This window comes from Clostridium tagluense, assembly GCF_003865095.1.
Classification (GTDB): Bacteria; Bacillota; Clostridia; order Clostridiales; family Clostridiaceae; genus Clostridium_AD; species Clostridium_AD tagluense.
This window is the reverse complement of the sequence record NZ_BHYK01000030.1, coordinates 1-23,713: the sequence shown is the minus strand read 5'-3', so window position 1 is coordinate 23,713 and position 23,713 is coordinate 1. Positions and strand designations below refer to the sequence as shown.

Annotated in this window: 20 protein-coding genes and 1 other annotated feature; of the genes, 14 read left to right on the top strand and 6 right to left on the bottom strand. The window is 30.7% G+C overall.

Annotation, left to right across the window (positions count from 1 at the left end; translation table 11 throughout):
- Positions 1-2: 2 nt before the first annotated feature.
- Positions 3-446, bottom strand: coding sequence for a MarR family winged helix-turn-helix transcriptional regulator (locus Ctaglu_RS19575; protein ID WP_125004871.1), 444 nt, complete (start codon positions 444-446; stop codon positions 3-5).
- Positions 447-605: 159 nt separating this feature from the next.
- Complete coding sequence (locus Ctaglu_RS19570; protein ID WP_125004869.1) at positions 606-821, bottom strand: hypothetical protein; 216 nt, start codon at positions 819-821, stop codon at positions 606-608.
- A 329-nt stretch (positions 822-1,150) separates the two neighbouring features.
- Here Ctaglu_RS19570 and hutG point away from each other — a divergent pair, with 329 nt between their 5' ends.
- Positions 1,151-2,164: a formimidoylglutamase gene (gene hutG, locus Ctaglu_RS19565; RefSeq protein WP_125004867.1), complete on the top strand. Its 1,014-nt coding sequence runs from the start codon at positions 1,151-1,153 to the stop codon at positions 2,162-2,164.
- Between the two features lie 109 nt (positions 2,165-2,273).
- On the opposite strand, the gene Ctaglu_RS19560 is transcribed toward hutG, so the two are convergent.
- Positions 2,274-2,681 (bottom strand): VOC family protein, encoded by a 408-nt coding sequence (locus Ctaglu_RS19560; protein ID WP_125004865.1) that lies wholly within the window; start codon positions 2,679-2,681, stop codon positions 2,274-2,276.
- A 225-nt stretch (positions 2,682-2,906) separates the two neighbouring features.
- Positions 2,907-3,147: a binding site (T-box leader), on the top strand.
- Positions 3,148-3,219: 72 nt separating this feature from the next.
- On the opposite strand from Ctaglu_RS19560, the gene trpB reads away from it, so the two are divergent.
- Complete coding sequence (gene trpB / locus Ctaglu_RS19555; RefSeq protein WP_125004863.1) at positions 3,220-4,410, top strand: tryptophan synthase subunit beta; 1,191 nt, start codon at positions 3,220-3,222, stop codon at positions 4,408-4,410.
- Positions 4,411-4,644: 234 nt separating this feature from the next.
- Positions 4,645-5,706 (top strand): 4Fe-4S dicluster domain-containing protein, encoded by a 1,062-nt coding sequence (locus Ctaglu_RS19550; RefSeq protein ID WP_185732837.1) that lies wholly within the window; start codon positions 4,645-4,647, stop codon positions 5,704-5,706.
- 110 nt (positions 5,707-5,816) lie between these two features.
- Here Ctaglu_RS19550 and nfsA read toward each other — a convergent pair whose 3' ends face one another.
- Entirely contained in the window at positions 5,817-6,476 is a 660-nt protein-coding gene (gene nfsA, locus Ctaglu_RS19545) for an oxygen-insensitive NADPH nitroreductase (protein ID WP_207669505.1), read from the bottom strand.
- A 259-nt stretch (positions 6,477-6,735) separates the two neighbouring features.
- Here nfsA and Ctaglu_RS19540 point away from each other — a divergent pair, with 259 nt between their 5' ends.
- Positions 6,736-7,926 (top strand): pyridoxal phosphate-dependent aminotransferase, encoded by a 1,191-nt coding sequence (locus Ctaglu_RS19540; RefSeq protein ID WP_125004859.1) that lies wholly within the window; start codon positions 6,736-6,738, stop codon positions 7,924-7,926.
- A 78-nt stretch (positions 7,927-8,004) separates the two neighbouring features.
- On the opposite strand, the gene lon is transcribed toward Ctaglu_RS19540, so the two are convergent.
- Both lon and Ctaglu_RS19530 read right to left on the bottom strand, forming a co-directional pair.
- A complete protein-coding gene (gene lon / locus Ctaglu_RS19535) occupies positions 8,005-10,392 on the bottom strand; it encodes an endopeptidase La (protein ID WP_125004857.1) in 2,388 nt (795 codons plus the stop codon).
- A gap of 115 nt (positions 10,393-10,507) precedes the next feature.
- Entirely contained in the window at positions 10,508-11,071 is a 564-nt protein-coding gene (locus Ctaglu_RS19530; protein ID WP_125004855.1) for a TetR/AcrR family transcriptional regulator, read from the bottom strand.
- A gap of 202 nt (positions 11,072-11,273) precedes the next feature.
- Between Ctaglu_RS19530 and Ctaglu_RS19525 the strand changes: the two genes are divergently transcribed.
- From Ctaglu_RS19525 to Ctaglu_RS19480, 10 genes are all read left to right on the top strand, one after another.
- Positions 11,274-11,738 (top strand): C-GCAxxG-C-C family (seleno)protein, encoded by a 465-nt coding sequence (locus Ctaglu_RS19525; protein ID WP_125004853.1) that lies wholly within the window; start codon positions 11,274-11,276, stop codon positions 11,736-11,738.
- 11 nt (positions 11,739-11,749) lie between these two features.
- Complete coding sequence (locus tag Ctaglu_RS19520) at positions 11,750-12,703, top strand: TDT family transporter (RefSeq protein WP_125004851.1); 954 nt, start codon at positions 11,750-11,752, stop codon at positions 12,701-12,703.
- Positions 12,704-13,086: 383 nt separating this feature from the next.
- Positions 13,087-14,775: a GspE/PulE family protein gene (locus Ctaglu_RS19515; RefSeq protein ID WP_125004849.1), complete on the top strand. Its 1,689-nt coding sequence runs from the start codon at positions 13,087-13,089 to the stop codon at positions 14,773-14,775.
- Between the two features lie 12 nt (positions 14,776-14,787).
- The gene (locus Ctaglu_RS19510; protein WP_125004847.1) at positions 14,788-15,996 is read left to right on the top strand and encodes a type II secretion system F family protein; all 1,209 of its coding nucleotides are present in this window, start codon (positions 14,788-14,790) and stop codon (positions 15,994-15,996) included.
- Between the two features lie 148 nt (positions 15,997-16,144).
- Complete coding sequence (locus Ctaglu_RS26405; protein ID WP_125004845.1) at positions 16,145-16,546, top strand: prepilin-type N-terminal cleavage/methylation domain-containing protein; 402 nt, start codon at positions 16,145-16,147, stop codon at positions 16,544-16,546.
- A 176-nt stretch (positions 16,547-16,722) separates the two neighbouring features.
- A complete protein-coding gene (gene pilM / locus Ctaglu_RS19500; protein WP_125004843.1) occupies positions 16,723-17,826 on the top strand; it encodes a type IV pilus assembly protein PilM in 1,104 nt (367 codons plus the stop codon).
- A gap of 9 nt (positions 17,827-17,835) precedes the next feature.
- On the top strand, positions 17,836-18,408 hold the full coding sequence (locus Ctaglu_RS19495) for a PilN domain-containing protein (RefSeq protein WP_125004841.1): 573 nt from the start codon (positions 17,836-17,838) through the stop codon (positions 18,406-18,408).
- Positions 18,395-19,687 (top strand): hypothetical protein, encoded by a 1,293-nt coding sequence (locus tag Ctaglu_RS19490; RefSeq protein ID WP_125004839.1) that lies wholly within the window; start codon positions 18,395-18,397, stop codon positions 19,685-19,687. Before Ctaglu_RS19495 ends, Ctaglu_RS19490 begins: the two co-directional genes overlap by 14 nt.
- Positions 19,688-19,790: 103 nt before the next feature.
- Entirely contained in the window at positions 19,791-20,741 is a 951-nt protein-coding gene (locus Ctaglu_RS19485) for a type IV pilus modification PilV family protein (RefSeq protein WP_125004837.1), read from the top strand.
- A gap of 123 nt (positions 20,742-20,864) precedes the next feature.
- The gene (locus Ctaglu_RS19480) at positions 20,865-23,540 is read left to right on the top strand and encodes a hypothetical protein (protein ID WP_207669504.1); all 2,676 of its coding nucleotides are present in this window, start codon (positions 20,865-20,867) and stop codon (positions 23,538-23,540) included.
- Positions 23,541-23,713: the final 173 nt, after the last annotated feature.

The window sequence follows — 23,713 nt, the reverse complement described above, 5'->3', positions numbered from 1 at the left end:
TCCTAATGTGCTGCATCATTTGTGGTGGTGGCATTTTTACCCATTCTTTCTAATAGTACTAAGGCAGTTTCCTTTTCCTCTTCACTAAATCCCAAGAATAAAATATCTGTCCAAGCCATCATGGCTTTTCTTACCGTAGGTTTTATTTTTAACGCTTTATCAGTAAGGTAAACATTATATGCTCTCTTATCTTTTTTATCTACTATTCTAATGATATATTCATCATCCTCTAACTTTTTAATAGCCTTTGCTGTGGTACCTTTATCAATCTTAAGGTAATCCGATAATTCTTCCTGCCTTATTCCATCTTTCTTATATAATGCATTTAAAAAAATATATTGACCTTTATTAATATTATATTTCTTAAGTTGCCTTCCCACATATTCATGGCCATGCCTGTGCAAAAGAGAAATCCATCTTGCCACAGAGTTTCTATTTTCATTCATTTATTTATACCTCCAGAATTAGTTGCATTCCCTACTAATTTAATGATATAGCATTATAGTTTCCAATGCAACTATAATTTTAGGATAAAATTATTTTATGTGGATAAATTCCCACAAAAAAACAGAGTCCAACTTGTGGGCTCTGTTTTTGTTTATATATTATTTATGTGTTTTTATTTCATTTTCAGTTAAAAAATCTACGTAGGAAGTTAAAATTTCATCTTCAGCGGAGCAACTTTGTTTATAATACCAGTCTTTAACAGTTTTATCGATTTCAGCATCTGTACCCTGGGGTTTGAATGGGTATACAACGATAAGTTTTTTTGTTCCTTTATCTCTTAATCCGATTTTTTCAACACTTGCGAAATTTTTCATAACAATTTGCCTCCTTTTTGATCAGTCAACAGAGACTGTCTATATCTGATTATTTATTTTTGATTACAATAGCATTGTAAATATTAATTATAGCACTAATGTTATACAAAAACTCCTCAAATTGCAAATATTTAAATTGAATCAATGGGAAGATACTCAAAAAATAGTTTTATATAAAGGTTATTAATATAATTTGTAGAATAAAATATATATACAAAAGCAAAAGGAACATTATTACCTTATGATAGGTAGAAGTTATAGAGAACTTTAAAATGGATTGCTATTGTATTCTAATTATAAATATATGAAAACTTAGGAGGAAAAATAGGATGTTTGAAAAAAATTATAAAAAAACAGATGAGGCAGTTTGGCAGGGAAGAACTGATAGTGAAACCAATTATGATGCCTTTAGATGGCATCAATGTGTAAATATAATAGATTTAAAAAGCCTTGATTTAGTTGCATACACAGGAAAACTTGGGTTTGCTTTTATTGGTTTTTGCTGTGATGAAGGGGTAAGGCTTAACAGGGGAAGAATAGGTGCAGCAAAGGGTCCCCAAAGTATAAGAAATGAATTAGCCAAGCTTCCATGTAATTTTTTACAAGAGGTAAAACTTTTTGATGCAGGAGATATATTTTGCGAAGATTGCACGCTTTTGGAAAGCCAAGATATTTTATCTAAAGCAATAGAAAGGGTTTTAAGCTTAAATCTGTTTCCTATTGTTTTGGGAGGCGGACATGAAGTTGCTTTTGGAAATTATATGGGTATATTAAATTATTTATCACAAAAAAGTAAAAAGCCCAATATAGGTATAGTAAATTTTGATGCTCATTTTGATTTGAGACCTTATACACAAGGAGGAAGTTCCGGAACAATGTTTAGACAAATAGCAGATATTTGTAGCTACAGAGAGCTTAAATACTCTTATATGTGTATTGGTGTTCAAAAGCACAGTAACACTATAGATCTTTTTAAAACGGCTGATAGACTAGGAGCTAAATACATGCTTGCAAAGGATATTATAGATGGAGATGATTGTGAAGTTATAAATAAAATTGACGATTTCATAAAATTAAAAGATTATATATATATAACTATATGTTCAGACGTATTTTCTACAGCTTTTGCTCCAGGGGTAAGTGCATCTCAGCCACTTGGACTAGATCCAGAACGGGTACTAAAATTTGTTAAATACATTTTAAAATCAAATAAAGTGGTAAGCTTTGACATTGCAGAAGTTTCACCAAGATTTGATCAAGATGATATTACAGCAAACTTAGCAGCTATATTAATTTTTTCTGTTGTTAATACACTTTGCGAAATAAATGGTTTATCTATCTAATGGGGATATGCAGGGCACTCATTTGAGCGACACATTAAAAAGCAAGAACCTGAGTGAAATGAATACTCAGGTTCTTGCTTTATTGTTTTTTAGTGACTGGATATTTATCTTAAGTGTCTATATTTTTGTCCATATAAATTATCTCCCAAAGATGACCATCCAGATCCTGAAAACTCCATCCATACATAAAACCTTGATCATTGGGTTTATTGGAAGTCTTTCCACCAGCGGCCAGAGCTTTATTTACAATTTTATCAACTTTCTCCTTGCTATCAACAGATAATGCCACAATGACTTCTGTGTTTTTTTTGGCATCAGATATTTCTTTATTTGTAAATGTTTTAAAAAATCTTTCAATTAATAACATTATGAATATGTTATCGCCAACATTCATGCATGTGGCATTTTTATTAGTGAATTGAGGATTAAATGTAAAACCAAGTTTAGTAAAAAAATCCATGGATTTAGTAAGATTTTTAACTGGTAAGTTAACAAATATTTTTGTATTGTTATTCATAAAATCATCGCCTTTCTTTTTTACTTTTAAATAAAAACTAAAAGTTGTAAGAAAACAGTTCTATTTCATTTAGATAAAATAATAAAATATTTAAGGAATTGGCAAATAACAATTATTATTGAGTTATTATAGCATATTGAGCGTTGGTTTAAAAGATATAAATCTGAAAAACTCCGTAAATTTTATTGACAATTTTGAAGATTCACACTAAAATAGTATAAAGTAAATAAATCGATGAGTAAGAAGAGTAAATTTGTTTGAGAATTACAGCGAGACAGGGATAGTGTGAGCCTGATATTTTAGAACACTTTGAATGGACTTACGAGAGGGAACCGAAATAATAGTAGGGGACACGGCTTCCACCGTTATATGGATATGATATCGGATTTATTTCCTGTATCTGAGAGATACCTTTGTTTTTGAGAAGGTAATTTGAGGTGGTACCGCGAGAATGTTCGCCCTCTATGTGTTTATAGCACATAGGGGGCTTTTTTGCGTTTAAAACAAGGCAAATTTAAAATTAAGAGGAGGATTTATTATGGAAAAGAATACTGGCTATTTTGGGAAATTTGGAGGAGCATTTGTTCCAGAAATATTAAAAGTGGTTTTAAAAGTTGTTGAAGAGGAGTTTTACAAATGTATACTTGATGAGGAGTTTTTGAAAGAACTTGCCTATTATCAAAAACAATATGTAGGAAGAGAAAATCCATTATATTATGCGGAAAAATTAAGTGAAAAACTTGGCGGAGCAAAAATATATCTTAAAAGAGAAGATTTAAATCATACTGGGTCCCATAAAATAAATAATGCTATAGGTCAAGCACTGCTAGCAAAGAAAATGGGTAAAAACCGTATAATAGCAGAGACAGGAGCAGGTCAGCACGGTGTTGCAACAGCTACAGTTTGTGCATTGTTTGGAATGGATTGCACCATATATATGGGAGAGGTTGATACAAAAAGGCAAGCTCTTAATGTTTTTAGAATGGAGCTTTTAGGGGCAAAGGTTGTAACCGTAACAACAGGTACTGCAACATTAAAGGATGCCGTAGATGTTGCCCTAAATGATTTTGTAGAAAATGAAAAGGATACTTACTATCTTTTAGGATCTGCAGTAGGTCCTCATCCATACCCTACTATGGTTAGAGAGTTTCAAAGTATAATAGGCATTGAAGCAAGAAGACAAATTATACAAGCTGAGGGTAGACTTCCAGATTATTTAGTTGCATGTGTAGGTGGAGGTAGCAATGCCATTGGGTTATTCCACCCATTCTTTAATGATAAAGATGTAAAAATGATTGGCGTTGAACCAGCAGGTAAGGGTCTTGATACCCAGGAGCACGCAGCTTCACTTACAAAAGGTAGTGTAGGTATTATTCATGGATTCAAATGCTATAACATTCAAGATGAAAAGGGAGAGCCACTTCCTGTTTACTCAGTAGCGGCAGGTCTTGACTATCCTGGTGTAGGACCAGAGCACTGTTATTATAAAGATACAGGACGAGCAAAATATGTATCCGTAACAGATAAAGAGTCAATTACAGCACTACTTGAGCTTTCAAGAGTTGAAGGGATAATTCCTGCTATTGAAAGTGCACATGCAATTGCATATGGTATAAATCTAGCAGCCTCACTTACAAAAGATAAAGTTATAATAATAAATCTTTCAGGAAGAGGAGATAAGGACGCTGCGCATGTAAAAGAAATGCTTGAGGAGGGTATATTAGCATAGAGAAAGTAGTATAAATAAGAATCGTTAAGAAGCTCTGAGAATATCTCAGGGTTTTTTATTTTTCGAATAATTTGTGAAGGATAATTATTGAATTATATAAATATAATAAAATTAAATGGTATAGTTATAAAGCCAGGACAAATTTTTTCCTATTGGAAGCGATAACTTAGCTGGAAAAATAGATTAATGTTTGAGTTTAAGATACTTATAAAAAACATCAAAGGAGAAAAATATATGAAAAGTTTCGATGAAAGAGATACAATGTTTGCAAGAATGAATTACATTGAAGGAAGCGAAAATTATAATGATTATTATAGTAAAAAACCAGATTTAAAGGAAGTGGATGATTCATTGAGAAGTTTACCATCCATGGGAGGGCAAGGTTCTGTGATGTTTAATAGAATAAATTCGCCTATGGTAGACGCCTCCTTTAAATATTTATACGATATAAGAAAATTTAGCGAAGGCGAAATAGCACAAAATAAAGCTGACATTGACCCAGTTGCTATAACAGAAAAAATCAAAGGATTAGCTAAGTTTTATAATGCAAAATTAGTTGGCATAACAGAAATGAAAGAGTATCATTACTATTCTCACAGGGGAAGACATGAAGAAAATTATGGTGAAGAAATTAATAGAAAACATAAGTATGGAATTGTTTTTGCAGTAGCTATGGATAAAGAAATGATTATGAGAGCACCAAAGCTTCCAGAATCCATAGCGGTTACAAAAGGATATGTGGAATCAGCCACTATTGGAATGATACTTTCATATTATATTAGGGAACTAGGGTATGATGCTAGAAATCATATGGATGGGAACTATTTAGTTATAGCGCAACTTGTAGCAAGAGATGCAGGCCTCGGCGAGTTTGGAAGAAATGGTCTACTTATAACTAAAGAAGATGGAGCTTGTGTTAGACTGGGAGTAGTAACCACAGATATACCTATTGTACCAGATGCACCAGAAGATTTTGGCGTTAAAGAATTTTGCTTGGATTGTGGAAGATGTGCAAAGACATGCCCAGGGAAATCGATATCTAAGACTGAAATGGCAGAAGAGCAAGGCGTATTAAGGTGGAAGATAAATCCTGAGGAGTGTTACAGAAGATGGAGGAGTTTAGGAACAGATTGTGGGATATGTATAGCTAATTGCCCATTTACCTATGGTATATCAAAGGATTTAATTTCTAATATTAAATCATCCTCAGAAACTAGGAAAAATATTTTAAAAGACTTTGATGAAAAGTATGGTATAAGACCGATTATAAGAGAAGAACCTGAATGGTTGAAATAGGATTAAGTGAAAAATTAAGGATGCAATTAGTAGAATAGACATTCCCGTTAGAGAATGCCCACCTAGTAATATAAATTTTGTAGAATTATTTAAAAAATAATTATTTTAACTTATTTCATTTCAAAGCCTTGTCCATTTAAAAAATCTTTCATATGTGGTCGTTGAGGTTTGTCCATTAGATCAGATACTTGGTTTGTCCAGGTGTCTGATCTTTTTCCATTAGTTCTTTTTTTATAATACGCACTAACCTGTGCATCGTATTCTTCTACTTTTTTAGCATCACCATCTATATTATACTCATCCGTTTTAAATATAACGTCTAGTGGTAACCTTGCTTTTATATCTGGTGAATCATCTGGATAACCCAGGCACATTCCAAATACGGGGTATACTCCAGAAGGTGTATTTAAAATTTTACATATTTCTGTGGGGTTATTTCTTATACCACCTATATAAACTCCACCTAGTCCTAGTGATTCAGCAGCAATTAAAGCATTTTGAGCAGCAAGAGTAGCATCCACAGTAGCTAAAATAAAAGTTTCTGTGTATCCCTCTGCCATAGTTTTATGGTTGATTTCACAGGATGTTTTGGTACGATTCAAATCAGCGCAGAAAACTAAAAATAATGGACACTCTTCTACATAACTTTGATCTCCTGAAAGATGCGCTATATTTTTCCGTTTAGACTTATCCACAACACTTATGATTGTATAAGCTTGAATAAAACTAGAAGTTGAGGCACTTTGTGCACATTCTATAATGGTTTTTATTTTTTCATTTTCTTATGGATTTGTGAGCTTTTAATAAATTTATAGTTTCATTCATATATTCAACCACCTTAATTTATATTTACATCATTTACTTATATCAATAATATACCACAAAATAATGAAAACAAGGTTAAATTATTCTTTAAAATTAATGTTTTTTTTAGAATCTTCAAACAAATTAACCTTTTTATGATATACTTAATTATAGAATTTGATACTAAATTAACCATGTTTACCAAAACATAAAAGGAGACTTGAAATGATATCTAATAAGATGAAAAAATTAGTTGCTAATAGTTCTATAATAAGAGCTATGTTTGAGGAAGGCAAAAGATTATCTGCGATTCATGGAGAAGAAAACGTTTTCGACTATAGCTTGGGTAATCCAAATGTTGAACCACCTGAAAGTATTAAAAATGAAATTAATAAAATATTAAATGAAACGACATCTAAACTTGTACATGGCTATATGAATAATTCTGGATATGAAGATGTTAGATCTAAAATAGCACAATTTATAAATAAAGAACATAATATAGATATTAATTCCAGTAATATAGTTATGACCTGTGGAGCAGCTGGAGGATTAAATATTTTGCTTAAAACATTACTTAACCCTGAGGATGAAGTAATTGTGTTTGCACCATTTTTTGGTGAATACAGAAACTATGTAAATAATTTTGATGGTAAACTTGTAGTAGTTTCTACGGATATTAATACTTTTGAACCTGATATGAAAGTATTAAAAGATAAAATAAATAACAAAACAAAGGCAATTATTATGAACTCTCCAAATAACCCCACAGGTACTGTATATTCAGAAAAAGTTATACAAGACTTAGCAAAATTACTTTGTGAAAAGGAGGAAGAACTAGGTACAAGCATATATCTAATATCTGATGAACCATATAGAGAAATAGTTTATGACAATGCTTTTGTTCCATATATTTTAAAATACTATAAAAATTCATTTATTGGATATTCATATAGTAAATCATTATCACTTCCAGGGGAGAGAATAGGGTATGTGGTTGCTAATACTAAGATGGATTCCTTTGAAGATATAATGGCATCCTTAAATGTGGCCAATAGAATTTTAGGCTTTGTAAATGCACCATCGCTATTCCAGAGGGTTATTGCAAATTGCCTGGAGACTAAAGTTGATGTCAATATATATAAGTCCAATAGAGATGTTTTATACAATCATCTTACAAAAATAGGTTTTAAATGTGTAAAACCACAAGGGGCCTTTTATTTATTTATTAAAACACCAATAGCAGATGATAAAAAATTCTGTGAGGAGGCAAAACAATTTAATTTATTAATAGTACCAGGGTCAGCATTTGAATGCCCAGGACATGCAAGGCTCGCTTACTGTATATCTTATGAAAAAATACAAAATTCACTACCAGCTTTTGATAAATTAGCTGAGTTATACGGAATTAAATAATACTTTAAACAAATTAGATTAAAAAATTAAAGGAAGCCACTTAGGGCTTCCTTTAATTTTTATTGTTATATATATTAACTACATTTGATTTACGTTAAAAGTTCCCACCGTAGATGTCTTAGGATTAAATACATGTTCTACTCTAGGTAATGATATTCCTAAAGTCTCTCGAAGTACATCCTCTACAGTTTCTACTGTCTTAATAGTTAATTGATTTTTAATTTCTTGGGGCACATCCTTTAGGTCAATTAAATTATCCTTTGGAATTAATATATTTGTTATTCCAGCTCTTTGAGCTCCTATTAATTTTTCTTTAAGTCCTCCAATTGGAAGTACTGCGCCTCTTAAAGTTATTTCTCCTGTCATTGCAAGCTTTGGATTCACCTTTATGCCTGTAACAAGGGATGCAAGTGCAGTGAATAGTGTAATTCCAGCTGAGGGGCCATCTTTAGGAGTAGATCCTGATGGAACATGAATATGAAGATCTCTTTCCTTAAAGTTTATAGTGTTAATTGGTAACCTTGATTTAAGGAGACTTAAGGAAATCTTTGCGGATTCTTTCATAACATCTCCTAGTTGCCCAGTTAAGGTAACTTGTCCAGTCCCTAGCATGTCAGTAGCTTCAATGAAAAGTATTTCTCCTCCTACAGATGTAAAGGCTAGACCTGTTACAACTCCTGGTGGATTATCCATTTGAGCTTTATCATGGCTTGAAACTTTTCTTCCAAGTAAGTCATCTAGTGCATCTACTGTAACTTTAAATGGTAAATCTACCGTATTTGACACGATTTTCTCTGAAGTAACTCTAGCTAAGGTAGCTATTTGCTTTTTAAGTCCGCGAACTCCAGCTTCTAAAGTGTACTCACTAATTATTTTTTCTAGTGCTTCATCTTCAATAACTAACTGGTCATTATTTAATCCATGTTCTTCAAGTACTGAAGGTATTAAATGATTTTTACCTATATGAAATTTTTCATTCATAGTGTAACTAGATATTGGGATTATCTCCATTCTATCCAGTAGAGGCCTAGGAATATTGTCTAGTGAGTTAGCTGTTGCTATAAAGAATACCTCAGACAAATCATAAGGTAAATCCAAATAATGGTCAGTAAAACTATTGTTTTGCTCTGGATCTAGTACCTCAAGTAGTGCACTGGCTGGGTCTCCATTATAACCTGACATTAGCTTGTCCACTTCATCTAAAACCATAACTGGGTTTATTTCTCCTGATTTTTTAATACTTTGAAGAATTCTTCCAGGCATTGCACCTATATAAGTTCTTCTATGGCCTCGAATTTCAGCTTCATCACGTATGCCACCTAAACTAAGCCTTATATATTTCCTATCAAGAGCCGCTGCAATACTTTTTCCTAAACTTGTCTTACCAGTACCAGGAGGTCCAACTAGTAATAAAATGGAACCCTTTTTATCGTTTTTAAGCTTCATAACTGCTAAATGTTGAATTATTCTATCTTTAACCTTTTCAAGTCCGTAATGCTGCTCATCTAAGATACGTCTTGCTTGTCCTAGATTAATAGCTTTAGGCTCAGTTTTTTTCCAAGGAAGTTTTACTAATAGATCCAAATAGTTACGTATAATATTATATTCAGAACTATTTTCGCTTTGACTTTCTAACTTTTCAAGTTCATCTAAGGCCGCATTTTTTATTTCAACTGGCATTTGAGCCTCTTCAATCCTATTTGCATAATTTTTATCTTTTTTAGAACCTTGACTTTTTCCTTCATTCAATTCATTTTGTATAGCTTTTAATTGTTCTCTTAGTACTGACTCTCTATAATTTTTGTTGGCTTTTTGCGTGAATTTTTCTGCCATCTCAAATTGCAATTTTAGAGATTCTTTCTGCTTTAAAAGATAATCCATAAATTTAAGGCTTCTCTCTTTTAAAGATTGAGTTTCAAGTAACGCATACTTTTCTTCATTGGAAAGTGGCATAAATTGAGTAAGATGACCTATGAGTTTATTTAAATCCTTTTGCTCATCTACTATCTTCATGAATTGGTCTGAGCCCTTGAAATTTTCACTAACTTCACGAGTAACCTTTTTCACATAAGTAAGCATTTCTTCTTGACTCGTTTCTGTAAGATCAATAACATCAGGTGCAAGTTCAAATTCTACACGAGTAAACCCAGTTCCTATAGTAAGTTCTTTAACTTCTACCCTATCCAACACTTTAATTTTTAATTGGTATCCACTTTCTGTTTTTTCAACTTCATTCACATCAAAGGAAACTCCAACTTTATGAAAATCCTCTTGCGTTAACTGACTTTGGTTAAAGTTTTGTTTTAAAGGTAATGCAATACTAAATTGTTCTTTCTTAGCTAAATTTTCAAGTTCCTCTTCACTAATCTTATTTAACTTCAAAGTATAAGCCATTCCTGGTAATAAAACTATGTCCGATACAGGTATTACCATCCCATCTTTATTTTTCGCATCTATGTTCATCATTATAATCATCCTTTCTTTAATAATATTTATAAGTGAATGTTCGTTTAATTATTTATTGATTAATAGCGAGATATTCTGCAATTAATAGTTTTACAAAATTTTCTCGCTTTTATAATTATATAAGCAGGGCATCTTGAATTATTGTAATCATTTCCTCAAGGAGCTGCACCTGTTCAACTTCTCCAATACATTGTTTAATAGCAATAGATTTTATTGGATAAAAAATTATAGCTATTAAATTATCATTTTTAAAATTTTTAATTACTCTCTTCTCTTTCATATTTTCCAGCAGTACGTTGAAATTATTTATGCCTTTTAGGGATGAGCATTGACTAGACAGGGCTGGGCAGTTTGAAAATTGATCTACAAAGTGAAATATTTCTCCATGTTCTTGTATATAGGTATAATACCCTCGGGTAAGTATTTCAATAAGTTGATGTCCATCCATGTCATCACTAAGCCTGCTAAGTAAATAATCAAAGATTTCTTCAGAGTACTCAATATATATATCTTGAAGCATTACCTCTTTATTTTCATAATAAACATAAACGGTAGCTGGGGAGACCCCTGCTTCTTTGGCAATCTTTGAAATAGAAGTACCATGAAAACCTTGCTGAAGTATTAGCTTAATTACTGCTTCTTTTATGCTCTTTTCTTTTCCGTCATCTTTTCTTCTCATTGGATCACCTCTAATAATTATATAATAAACGACCATTCGTTTATTGTCAATGGGGAAATTTTATTATTTTTATAAGAAGTATAAGTTTGTAACAGTTTTGAATATAAATGAGTGCTAATGCATTACAATTATCTATTGGACTTGCTGTAATATTGTATATATAGTGTTATATGGATTACTTTATTAAAAAGGAGGCAATTAAATGAAAAATGAAGTTAGTATTAAAAAGATCAGAAGAGATGCAGAAGAGTCATTCAGAAAAGGTGATTATTTTTGCTCGGAGGCTATTGTTAGCTCAATAAAAAGCAATTTTGAAATTCCAATGCCAGATGAGATGATTGCAATGGCTTCAGGATTTCCTATTGGAATAGGAAAATCAAAGTGCGTCTGTGGTGCTGTATCAGGTGGAGTAATGTGCTTAGGTTATTTCTTTGGTAGAACAACTGGTGGAGGCTCTAAAGTTCAAAATACTCTTAAACTTGCTAATGAATTACAAGAAAGTTTTAAAAATAATCACAAAGTCTTATGTTGTAAAGTCCTTACTCATGGAATGGACATGGCGTCTGGAGAACATAAAGCACAATGCATTTCATTTACTGGAGAAATAGCCCAAAAAGCTGCACAAATTATAGTTAGAGAACTGGGACTTGTAAATATTGATGAGTAAGGTGGTGGAAAATGGAAAGTTTAATTAAAAAAACACCAGTACCAATTGCAGGGCTTATGTTAGCAATAGCTGCAACTGGCAATCTATTATTATCTTATGGTGCTATATATAGGAACATCTTTGGGATTCTATCTGCATTAATATTATTGCTACTTATATTTAAAATAGCTTTTGATACAAAAGCAGTAGTAGACTCTTTTAAAAACCCGGTTGTTGCAAGCGTAATACCTACTTTTACTATGGGGTTAATGATTTTGGCAACCTATATAAAGCCCTATACTCCTTCAATATCCTTTGGCGTTTGGGTTTTTGGCTTATTAATGCATTGTTTCCTAATAATTTATTTTACAATAAAGTTTATTTTCAACTTTGACATAAAAAAAGTTTTCCCTAGCTATTTTGTAGTTTATGTTGGTATTGTGGTAGCAAGTATGACTGCACCTACCTATAATCTCATTAGCCTTGGAAAAGGTATTTTTTGGTTTGGGTTTATATTATATTTATGCTTGCTACCTATTGTGATTTACAGGACATTCTTTATTAAGGAGATCCAAGAGCCAGCACTACCAACTATTGCGATATTTACGGCTCCAGCTAGTTTATGTTTAGCTGGATATTTAGCATGTTTTCCAGTGAAAAATAATTTTTTAGTAGGTTTTTTAGGAGGGTTAGCCTTTATAATGTTTCTAGGGGTGATTTCTTATTTACCAAAGTTGCTGAAAATTAAATTTTACCCAAGTTATTCTGCTTTCACTTTTCCAATGGTGATAAGCGCAGTCGCTATGAAACAACTTAATGGGTATCTAGTTAAAATTAAACAACCAATATATATGTTGAAATATTTGGTTAAATTCCAAGAGGTACTAGCTGTTTTAATTGTTATTTATGTTTTATCAAGATACTTTAAATTTCTTTTTCTTGAAAGTAAAAATCCCAAGAACGCTCAAATACACAAAAGTATATGAACATGCAATAAAAAAGACTGTAATTAGATTTGATTTATAAATCTAATTACAGTCTTTTTTATTTAACGACAGAACCTATGTTCTAATATTAAAAAATTAGTTTAGTAAAGAGCATAAAAAACATGTATTACGAAGGGAGAGTTTAATTGGAAAATGAGTAAAATTAAAGAAAATAAATGAAATTTGAGAACTAAGGGTAAAATACAAATAATGTTTATTTTAGTATATATTATATTAAAAAAATGTTGTAATAATGTGTTAATCGTATTACAATAATAATAATTATAGCAAAAAAGGTAAAATATTATAAATATAGTTGGCATATAGAAATATTTCAAATGTACTAAATAGAAAGAGTATTTTTTTATAAAGGAGCATAACTAATGAAGATTGTAGCAAAAAAAAGATTGGGAGATTTATTAGTAGAATCTAGAAAGATAGCTCCAGAACAACTTAAAAAAGTGTTAATGCAGCAGCAAGGCTCAGGTAAAAGGCTAGGAGAAATTCTTATTGAAGATGGTATTTTAAGTGAAGAGGATATATTAGAAGTTCTAGAACAACAATTATGTATAAATAGAGTATATCTAGATATGGAACACATTGAGCAAAAAATTGCTCAATGTGTTCCAGAAAGTATTTCAAAAAAATACAACTTAGTTGCTTTTGGCATGGAAGACAATAAACTAAAGATTGCCATGTCTGATCCACTAAATATATTTGCAATAGACGATGTTAAAATATCTTCAGGTTTTGACGTTAAAATATATATTGCATCAACAAAAGATATTAAAAATACAATTGATATATATTATGCTAGTCAAAATGCCAAGAAAGCTGCCGCGGATTTATCAAAAGCTCAAGGAACAAATGAAGGTAAGGAAGAAAATAAAGCGCAATTAGATGATATAAAAAGCGCTCCAGCAGTTAGACTTGTTGATTCTATAATAAGTGATGCAATAAAGCTAAAAGCTAGTGATATTCATATAGAACCTTTTGAAAATAACATAAAAATAAGATTTAGAATAGACGGAACTTTAAAAGAGATATCTAAATACAATAAAGATATATATAACGCTTTTATAACTCGTATAAAAATACTTGCAGAATTAAATATTGCAGAGAAGAGAATTCCGCAGGACGGTAGAATTTTAACAGTTGTAGATAATAAGAAGGTAGATCTGCGGGTATCTACTTTGCCAACAATTAACGGTGAAAAGATTGTTATCCGGGTGCTAGATAGAGAAAACTTCCTAGTAGGCAAGGAAAAACTAGGTATGAACGAAGACGACTTAGAAAAAGCAGAAAGAATACTTAAAAACCCATACGGAATAATTTTGGTTACAGGACCTACGGGTAGTGGAAAATCCACTACACTATATACATTATTAAGTGAACTCAATGATAACAGTAAAAATATTATAACAGTAGAAGACCCTGTAGAGTACGTAGTAGATGGTATAAACCAAGTAAACGTAAATGCAAAAGCAGGACTAACTTTTGCATCAGGTTTAAGGTCAATTTTAAGACAAGACCCTGATGTTGTTATGATAGGTGAGATAAGGGACAATGAGACAGCAGAAATTGCTGTAAGAGCAGCTATAACAGGGCATATAGTACTTAGTACCATACACACTAGCGATGCACCTTCAGCAATTGTAAGGCTTATAGATATGGATATACAACCTTACCTAGTAGCTAGTGCTATAGCAGGAATTATATCACAAAGACTTGTGAAAAAAATATGTCCAATGTGCAGTGAAAATTTCGTAGCCACTGATTTTGATAAAGAAGTTTTAGGTATTCACTCAGCAGAAGAATTATTGCTTTACAAAGGCAAAGGCTGTGGACACTGCAATAGCAGCGGATACTCAGGAAGAATAGGTGTATACGAAATAATGGAAGTAACTCGTAAACACAGAGAGTACATTATGCGTAACGCTAGTATAGATGAAATAAAAGATATAAGCATAGAAAATGGGATGAAAACCCTAAAAACATCCTGCATCGATTTAGTGCTAAAGGGGATGACAACTATAGAGGAATTGGTTAAGATAGCATTTTTGAAGGAATAGGGGGGTGAGCACGTGATTACATTTAAGTATAAAGTTATGAATCAAAAAGGTGAGAAAATAGAAGGAACCTTTAAGGCTAATAGTAAAAATGAAGTGTTAGCCATGATAGAGGATAATAGTTACTATCCTATAGAAATCAAAGAAGTATTAGAACGTGAGCAGCAGGATTTATTTGAATCTTTTTCAAAAGTCAAAACAAAGGACTTATACATTTTCTGTAGACAGTTTCACACCATGATAAATGCAGGTGCTAATATTTCTAATGCATTAAATGTTTTAAGAAACCAAACTGCAAATAAAAAATTAAAGAAATGCTTAAATGAAGCATATGATGATGTCCAGAAGGGTATCTCTCTTTCAGAGGCACTTGGAAAGCATAATGATGTGTTTCCCGATTTACTTGTAAATATGATTAACACAGGCGAAGTCAGTGGTAATCTGGATATAATAATGAGCAGAATGGCATCTCATTTTGAAAAAGAGAATAAAATAAACAATCAGCTTAAGAGCGCTATGGTTTATCCAATGGTGCTTGCAGGGTTATCCGTGGTAGTAGTAGTTTTCCTCTTAACATTTATAATGCCCACCTTCGTAGGAATGTTTGAAGGTTCAGGGGTAGAACTGCCAGTACCCACCAGGATAGTTATGGGGTTAAGTAAATTTATACGAACTAAATGGTACATTTTACTTGTAGTTATAGGTGGAGGAATTTATGGTATGAAAACCTATGCTAAAACCCCAGTAGGTAGATTATCACTAGATGGATTGAAATTAAAATTACCAATAATTAAAGATACTACAGAAAAAGTAATAGTTTCTAGATTTACCAGAACACTAGCTACAGTACTTGCCAGTGGCGTATCTTTGGTACAAGCCCTAGATGTAGTACAAAAAGTAGTTGGAAATAAAGTAGCAGAAAAAAACTTAGGACAAGTTAAAGAAAAAGTGCTTAAAGGCGTATCTTTAGGTGAAGCCTTAGGAGAAACAACAATATTTCCTGTAATGTTACACTCCATGATAAAAATAGGCGAGGAGTCAGGGTCACTAGATGACATATTGGACAAGACTGCAAATTTTTATGATGAAGAATTAGAAGCAGCACTGAAAAGAATGACTACAATGATAGAGCCACTTATGATAATAATTATGGGGGTTTTAATTGGATTTATAGTTATTGCTATGATGTTGCCGATGTTTGATATGACTAAGACTGTTCAGTAATAGTTAAATCATAACCTTCGGTGCTTCATGTTAAGGATTTCAAAAGGGGTAATTAAACCCACACTGAAATTTTGTTAGTATATGATTTGATTTATTTTACAGTTAAATCATTATTATATATTTTAATAAGTTAAAGGGGGATTTATTAATGAAAATGGATTTAATGAAGAAAAAAAAGAAAAAGGGGTTTACGTTGATTGAGCTTATAGTTGTTATTGCAATCATTGGTATTTTAGCTGCGATTGCTGTTCCAAGATTGACAGGTTTTCAAGAAAATGCAAGGCAAACAGCAGATGAAGCAAAGGCGAAAACAGTAGCAAATGCAGCTGCAACTGTTATTGCAAGAGCAAATTCTACCTTAGATGATAAAGCAAAAACAGCACTTATTCAACCAGCAGCTACTGGGATGGCAGCTTTGTTACCTGCTACCTTTAGTGCAGTCAATACATCGGTTAAATATGCTGGCAGTATGACAGTCGTTTATGCTGCAAATGTTATTGTCGTTACACTCCCTGGTACTAATAAAGAAGATTTCGTGATTACACAGTAGCTAGGATATGACTTCCAGTCATATCCTAGCACCTCAGAGAAAGAGCAAAAATTTACCACGTGGAAAATAACGAATAACAACTTCTAGTTCTTGTTACCACCTCAGGGCACATAACAAGAACTGGAAGTCTATATTAAACATTTCGACTAAATAAACTAAAAAAGAGGTGACCACCAATGTTCAACTCAAAAGTTTTATCTCTAGACATAGGTTCAAAAAACACAAAAATAGTTCTAGGATCTCAAAGTAAAAAAAATGTTATCATAGAAAAAGCTATCACTATGCCCACTCCAGCAGGATGCTATAATGATGGAAATATTTTAGATATTACTAAATTTAAAAGTGAAATTTTAGATGTTTTACAAAAAGAAAATATAAAATGTAAGAACATTATTATCACGTCAAAAAGTACCACAGTTATAACTAGAGACATTGATATTCCAGTAGCTAAAAAGGAAGATATGGACGCTATAATTAAGTTTCAGATGGAAAGATATTTACCAATTATGTTTGATGATTATATAATGCAATATAAAATATTAGAAGAATTTGAAGACGAGGGTGTAAAACAGGCAAAAATTACAGTAGTTGTGTATCCTAAAATCATGGCAGAGGGATATTACAATTTAGTAAAGGAATTAAAGGGTAATGCAGTAGCATTAGATATTAGTTCAAATAGCATTAATAAATTATTTACTTACGATATAAAAGTTAACGATGAAAATTACAGTTTAGAAGATACTGTTGCAGTTATAGATTTAGGTTATGATTTTATAAATGTAAATATTATTTCAGCTGGAAATGTGCAGTTTACTAGAATAATTAATTATGGGGGTTCTCATATAGATATAGATATTGCTAAGCAACTATCTATTTCAGAGGAAGAGGCAGAGCTGCAAAAGATTGAAGGTTGTAATTTAGAAAGAGAATCTTCGGGGGATATGCAAAATTCCACTGTAAACGATATTGTAAAGGCACAAGTAAGAAATTGGATTCAAGAAATAGAAAGAATGCTTAATTATTATAAAACTAAAGAACAAGGAAATAAAGTAGACAAAATATATATTTATGGAGGAAGTTCAAATATTAAAGGTGTAGAAACATTTATAAAAGATGTATTGAACTTACCTGTTACTAAAATAAAGAGCTTAAGCAATGTAAACTGTTCTAAAATAGTAGACAAATCTAAAGCAGATCCATTTAAAGTAGATTCATCTAATGTAGATGGGGAGTTAAGCAAATACTTAAACGCTATGGGAGCGATAATAAGATTGAGGTAGGTGAAACTTATGAAGGATTTCAACTTTTTTGCTCCTTATACAGGGCATAAAAGAGATTATAAAAAAGAATATTATTATGTTGCTATTTTATCTATAGGTTTAGTCTTATTCATTACTTTTACTTATGCCTTTAATTACTTTAAGATAAGCAAGCTAAATTCAGAAATAGTGGATATACAGAAAAATTTAAGGTTAAAAGATAATCTTGTTAAGCTAAAAGAAATAGAAAATGAAGAAAAAAAATTAGCTATAATGAACCAGTACTATGGCATAGTATCTAATATTAGTGATGGCATAAATAATAGTGATTTTGTAGGTAGTAAGTTAATAAATAAAATAAATTCTTGCGTTCCAGAAGGGGTGTATTATAAAGTCATGGCTTTGGATGTCAGCGGAGTGCAACTTCAAGCTGAAGGAAAAGATAGAGAAACTATAGCAGTATTTGAGCGTACTTTAAGAAATTTAGATGTGGTAAAAGACGTTCATATTGCTAGCATAAATGCATCATCTAAGGAAAATAAAAAATTAACTTTTAGTGTAAATTGTACTTTAAAGGATGTTGATAATAATGAAGGTAACTAGAAGGGAGCAAATGCTACTAGGAGTTTTATTAATAATGTTGTTAGGTTATGGTTTTTATAAATTTGTTTATACAAATCAAAATGGAAAGATAACTGAGTTGAAAATTAGTAGAGATACATATTCACAAAAATGGGAACAGGTTAAAGCAAAAATTGCATCAAAAGATAAAAAAAATGAAGAATATAAAATTTTAAATGCTAAAATCTTCAGTAAAACAGATATGCTGTTTCCATCCATAGAGCAGGAAAAAATCATAATGGTTTTAGATAAAATGATTAAAGACAGTAATCTTCAAGCAGATGTATTAGGTTTCTCAGAAGTTAATAGTGAGGACACAGCCAAAAGTACGAGCAAAATTGAAGGTTCTAGTACAAAAGCTGGAGATAAAAACAAAAAGGCTGCTAATGAATTGGATAAGTTGGTAAGCGACTTTAATGGTACTAATAAAAAAGATGATAATAGTGAAAAAACAAAGGATAGTAAGGTGCAAGCAAGTACCACAAATACAGAAAAATCTACTGCGAAAGCTGATAATTCAAAGTATATTGGTGTATATAAAATGCAAGTTACACTTAATTTTAAAGGCACCTATGATGAACTTATAAGTTTTATAGAGCAAGTAGAGAAATATGAAAAAAAGATAATAGTAAGTAACATAAACCTAGCGGCAGGTGAGGGCAGTGGTCTATCAGGAAATCTTATATTAGAGTTTTATGGTGTTCCTAAAATTAATAGTAATGATAATTTTAAGTGGGATTATAAAGAACCTAGTGGGAAGGGGAATCCTTTTGTTGGGGTAAGTATTGGAGCAGTAAATAGTGAAACGGCTTCAATTATAAAGGCAGCTGGAAAAAGTATATCTTCCTTTGACTTTGAGATGACAGCAAAACCGAGTAGTTCAGATTTACCTACGGTAATTCTTGGTAAGGTTAAGGATACAAATAGAAGCACTTATGTTTATGGAGATAATGACGGAATTGAAGAGGTTAAAATTAACCTTGTAGAAAATTCAGGAAAGTACTACTTCAAATATAATACGTCAAGCAATGTTTATCCTACAAGTAATAATATTGGAGAAGAATTTTCACCTATAGGAGATAGCATAAATTTAATTATTTACTCAAATAAAAGAAATTCAAAAGAGGATTTGTCAGGAGTGAATTTAAAGATTTCTAATGGAACAAGCAAAAAGGTATTTGTTAAAATATTAGGTGATGATAAAGAAAGACCAAGAGTTAACGTTATACCAGAAAAAGGTGAAGTTAACCAAGAAAGATAAGTATAGGCCTTTTAGGTGTTATGCTTATTTGACTATACAAATCTTTTGATGAAGGAAAACTCTCACCTTTCAATTATCAACTAAAAGAAGGTGGTGATAATTCATGAAATTTAAAAAAAATAAAGGAATAACTCTTATAGAAGTTATAATCAGCTTAGCAATTTTAGGAATTATTATTACTCCCATACTATCTATGACTTTAACTACGGTGAAAATAAGTAAAAGTAGTGAGGATAAAGTATTTGCTACTAGTTTGGCACAACAGTGTACGGAATATATAAAAAGTGAAGATATAAAATTATTGGATTTTTTAAAAATTGGTTTGGTAGAAAATAATGATAATGAGTTAAAAAAACTAATGAAAAATGATAATGGGGATATAACTCCATTTAAATTGTATACACTATCAGAAAAACCTCAGAATAAAAATATTGTTACAAAAATAAAATATGATATTACTACAACTAATAATAATTCTATAAATGATAGTAAAACGGAACCAGAAATAAATATAGTTATAGACGAGAATAATAAGGTTTTAATTAAAGACAATATTAAAAAAATACTTTATGAAGGTAAAACCATTAATATAGAAGGGGTTAATCCAATTATTAAAATTAATAAAAAAGTTGACGAAAATATGACTCGGATAGAATGTAATGTTAAACAAGGTGAAGAAACTATATGTGAAGGTATAGTGAACAAACCTATTGATACAGCTAATTCACATGATATACAAAAAAAAATAGATATAACATTTAAAAGTAGTAGTAAAGTAAAAGTAGATGTTTATGTTGAAAATGAAAATAAAGATGAAAGTTTAAGGGTTAAGCTCACAAAAAATCCAAATTCTAATTTCACTTATAATGTTATAGAAAATGAGGGGATTGATGCAAAGGACATTATAATAGAAAATGAAATTTTATCAACAAGTAATCAATATGTAAATCCTATCCTAAGCAAATGTAATATTAATATTGAAATATGGAATTATGATAGCAAAAAAAATACAAAGGTATTATTACAAGAGGTAAAAACTTCTAAAGTTTTATAAATAAGATTAAACTTAATAAATAAGAAAGGCGGAAGGCTTGAAGCTACACAGATAATATAATCGTGTAGGTAATCTTGCACTAATACAATTATGAAATTAAAAAGTAGTAAAAAAGGTTCATCAATGGTATTAATATTGATAGTAATGTCTATATTGATGATTTTAGGCACAGCAATGATTTCCTTAGCGTTTAGTAGTTATAAGTTCAGAACGGTGGAACAAAATAGAAAAACGAGTTTATATGCTTCAGAAGCAGGACTTGATGTGGCATATGAGAGTATGTGGCAATTTGCTCAAAAAGGTATTGAGCAAGGAAATTTTGCATTGAAGAAATATGACGAAAATTTTGAAGATTTAATAAAAAGTGAAATTGAAAAAATAAGAAAAAGTGAAGAAACTAAAGATAATCCTAAATATTCAAGTCCTTATTTTAAAAAAGATGGAAGCATAAATGATACTAGGGTAAATTCAGATAGAGAGGAAGTATTTAAAGAGGGTTATAAAGCGAAAAATCGCATATATACTGTTGAAATCATAGATAAAAATGAATACGTTAAAGGATATAAAGCCTTTGTTTTGGATGGAATAGAACCAATAGCAGAGACAAACGATGAAGATGTTGATATAAGTAAGGGTAGTATAGTAAGACTGAGAAATAAATTAAAAAAATATAAAATATTAGATAAAAAACTTAATGAAAATCTAGATGAAATTAATTTAACTGCTGAAATTAAGAATACTTTAGCGGCTGATTTTACTTATGATAAACCATTAGAGATAAGTATTACTTCTTTATACAAACATAATTCCATTGAAAGGAAAATTAATGCTACTTATCAATTGATAATACCACATTATAATGTTCAATATAGTTTGCCAACTGAAATAGTAAAAATACCTAAAAATCCTGCATGGTCTAAAGCATTAATGGTTAATGGAGATATGAAAATTAATGGTGGAAAGGTGAATATCGTAGATGGAGATATTTATGTTAAAGGAAAAGATGGTAACAGTGAAACTTCAGGAATAGATTTAACTAATAAAGATTCAAAATTATATTCTAACAAAAATATTGTAACAAATAAGAATTTAGTGTTGTCTTATACCGAAGAGAATAAAAGTAAAAATGTGGTTATAGACCAAAATGTTTTTTGTAGAAATCTTTTAATTAATGAAACAGCAAAGGGAGTAAACTTAAATATTAAAAAATCTCTATATACATTAGATGATTTGGAAATTAACGCTCCTAACTCTCATGTAGAAATAGAAGATTCATATTATGGGGTGTCAGATGGATCAGAGGGAGAAAGAAATAATCCCGATAATTCCAGCTCTATAATTATTAATACAGAAGATATAGGTAATAGAGTAGATGAAAATAATAAAAAATTAATTAATAACTCTACTTTAACTATAGGTAAAAACTTGTTTATTGCAGGTACATCTTATATTGATTTACCAAATAATATAAAATATCAAACAGGAGAATCTATATCTATAAAAGGTAATTATAGAGCTTATACTGAGGCACTAAGCAGTTCAAATTCAAAGTTTAAAGAAGGTAATGTTATATTTGATTATTTAGACCCACTAACATTAGTTACTAAATATAATAAGTCTAATATAGCTAATGATGATTTGGTTCAAGCTACAATAGAAAATAAAAGATATATCACTGTATATTTAACACCAAAAGGACAATTGGCTTATAATAATGCTACTAAATTTAGTATATTATACAACGGCAAAGAAAGTAAAAAACTCAATATTGCTAAACAAGGACAGAGTATTTATAATGAAAAAATTGATACATTAAAGCTATATAATAAAGAGTATATTGAAAATATAACAATTTTATTATATGATTCAACATCGCCGTCTAATAAAATTGCGACAATTGAAAAGGTGCCATTAATCTCTAACACTGAATTAAATGCTTTTGATAAAAGTGAATATTTTAAAGCGTATTATAATCAATTTACAAAGGATAGCGGATTAAACTTGGGAGAGGGAATAACAATAAATAAAGATGCCCAAGTAATTCACTCAGGAAGCATATTTAAAACTGGAAATAATGACAATCCAATAAGCGAAGGTTCATGGAATGGTGAAAAAGATAATGAAATAAAAGCTAAAAGTATACAGCTTAAAAATCAATTATTTTATATGGGAAGAATGATAGATTATGAAGATTTAAATAGTGTTAGTATTGACGAACTTACAGGTGCGAATATTTTAGTTAACGATAAATTTTATGATTTGGACCTAGAAACTGAGCCAGTAGTAACGATAGATACAAATGTTAAATTTGAACAATTAACTTCTACAGAAAAAGCAAGCAATGGTCAATTGATTTTGTTAGATAAAGATGTAAATACTTATCTTATACAAGGTAAAGGAATGACAGAGGAGGAAATTAAAACTATAAAGGATAAAAATCAAAATTCTAAAATAGTTGATATATCAAAGGATACATCAACTAGTGGAGTAATAATAGCAAAAGGTAATATTATAATTGCTGGAGAAGTTAATTTTACAGGGACAATTATATGTGATGGCAATATAACTTTTGAAGGCACTGGAGATAAAAATATAACTTATAATAAAGCTTATTTAGAAAATTTTGCAATAAACAACCATGAATTATTTAAATCAGCTTTTGAGGATGTTGGAAAGAATGCTCAAAATGACGAAAGTAATTATCTGTTTGCAAAAGTATATAATAATATTAAAAATTCTGGCAGCTCAGAACCTAATAAACAATTAATAAAACGTACAAAATGGAAACTTGTTAAGTAACCTGGTATCTGGTGCTTTTCAAGAATTTTGTCGAAATATATTTACTAGAGTACTCACGGAAACTAATAAATAAAACTTGAATTTGTATTGAGTTGTATAGAACTATAAAATTTATGATATTAGAGCGGTTTGTAATAAAAACAGGCATAGCAAACAAGCCTGCACGGTGCAAG